Origin of the sequence: Citrobacter sp. Cpo147 (genome assembly GCF_030332405.1) — a bacterium.
In the GTDB taxonomy this organism is placed as follows: Bacteria; Pseudomonadota; Gammaproteobacteria; order Enterobacterales; family Enterobacteriaceae; genus Citrobacter; species Citrobacter portucalensis.
Map to the genome: position 1 here is coordinate 1 of NZ_JAOWHX010000026.1, position 2,024 is coordinate 2,024.

A 2,024-nucleotide genomic window follows, 5' to 3' on the forward strand; every position below is an offset into this window, starting at 1 on the left:
ATAAGCGCAGCGCATCAGGCACATCACATCGCAGCACCATCGGGTGCAAAGCAATATCCAAAACCTCCATAACACAAGCCTTCCTGCGGCATATGCGGTAAACCCCCAATCTGAATTTTCTGTATTACCTCCCGAAAATATCAGGATCGCCTGCGACAGTTACGTGTACCTTTATCTATTAGTAAGGGTCTATCCGGAGAATAAAGTGTTCGGAAAAATGGTATTAAACTACATGCCGGGGCTAAAAAATTTATTAGCGTACGATAAAAGCTGGCTAAAACATGATGTTAAAGCCGGGTTATCCGTTGCTGCCGTAGCACTACCGGTTGCGATTGCTTACGCTGAGTTAGCGGGAGTCGGGGCTATCGTCGGGTTATATTCCTGCGTGTTGCCAATGCTAGCTTATGCGCTGTTTGGTTCTTCCCGCCAATTGATTGTTGGTCCTGATGCCACGACCTGCGCGGTAATTGCAGCCGTTGTAGTCCCTCTTTCTGCCGGAAACCCAGAACTTCACTGGCAGTTAACAATTGTCATGACTGTGATGATGGGGGGATGGTGCCTGCTTGCCAGTAAATTTCGCCTGGGGGCGCTTGCTGACCTGCTTTCTCATCCCATTCTAACGGGTCTGCTTAACGGCGTTGCCGTGACGATTATTGTCGGGCAACTCGGTAAGGTGTTGGGGATTACGCTTGATGAAGAGCAAGTGATTGAGAAGATCATTGCCCTGCCTGGCCGACTCTCAGAAATTCATTTATTAACCTTAGGGATCTCCATCCTAACGTTAGCGATTTTAATCGCTATCAAAACGTTTCGTAGCCAATGGCCAGCACCGTTGATTGCGATTGTGATAACAACGGCGCTGGTATGGATCTCATCTGCGCAGCAGTATGGTATTGCCACTATTGGGGGATCGGGCTTTCAGTCTGGTTTGCCAGTTGTTCACTGGGGCTCATTTCAGCCTGGTCTGGCGCGTGATTTATTGATCCCTGCGCTGAACCTGGCATTAGTCAGTTTTGTTAGCCTGATGCTAACCGCTCGCAGTTTTGCCGCGAAAAATGGATACGAAATAAATGCTGATGCTGAGTTCAGGGCTTTGGGTGTTGCGAATCTGATGTCTGGCTTATCTCAGGGGTTTGCGATTAGCGGAGCCGATTCCCGGACTGCGGTAAATGATTCCTCTGGAGGGAAAAGCCAGCTTGTTTCCGTTGTTGCTGCCTTAATCATCGGAATCGTGGTGGTATTTTTCACGCAGCCATGGTGATGCTGCCAACTTACTGATTTAGTGTATGATGGTGTTTTTGAGGTGCTCCAGTGGCTTCTGTTTCTATCAGCTGTCCCTCCTGTTCAGCTACTGACGGGGTGGTGCGTAACGGCAAAAGCACTGCCGGACATCAGCGCTATCTCTGCTCTCACTGCCGTAAAACATGGCAACTGCAGTTCACTTACACCGCTTCTCAACCCGGTACGCACCAGAAAATCATTGATATGGCCATGAATGGTGTTGGATGCCGGGCAACCGCCCGCATTATGGGCGTTGGCCTCAACACGATTTTACGTCACTTAAAAAACTCAGGCCGCAGTCGGTAACCTCGCGCATACAGCCGGGCAGTGACGTCATCGTCTGCGCGGAAATGGACGAACAGTGGGGCTATGTCGGGGCTAAATCGCGCCAGCGCTGGCTGTTTTACGCGTATGACAGGCTCCGGAAGACGGTTGTTGCGCACGTATTCGGTGAACGCACTATGGCGACGCTGGGGCGTCTTATGAGCCTGCTGTCACCCTTTGACGTGGTGATATGGATGACGGATGGCTGGCCGCTGTATGAATCCCGCCTGAAGGGAAAGCTGCACGTAATCAGCAAGCGATATACGCAGCGAATTGAGCGGCATAACCTGAATCTGAGGCAGCACCTGGCACGGCTGGGACGGAAGTCGCTGTCGTTCTCAAAATCGGTGGAGCTGCATGACAAAGTCATCGGGCATTATCTGAACATAAAACACTATCAATAAGTTGGAGTCATTACC

At 50.5% G+C, this 2,024-nt stretch carries 1 protein-coding gene and 1 pseudogene; both read left to right on the forward strand.

Annotated features, from left to right (window positions below):
* Positions 1–205: 205 nt before the first annotated feature.
* A pseudogene (locus OGY06_RS00920) lies at positions 206–1,255 on the forward strand (SulP family inorganic anion transporter); the annotation flags it as partial.
* A 56-nt stretch (positions 1,256–1,311) separates the two neighbouring features.
* A protein-coding gene (locus OGY06_RS00925; protein WP_103215986.1) for an IS1-like element IS1A family transposase occupies positions 1,312–2,009 on the forward strand; the annotation gives its coding sequence in 2 pieces (ribosomal slippage) (positions 1,312–1,561 and positions 1,561–2,009; 699 coding nt in all).
* Positions 2,010–2,024 lie beyond the last annotated feature (15 nt).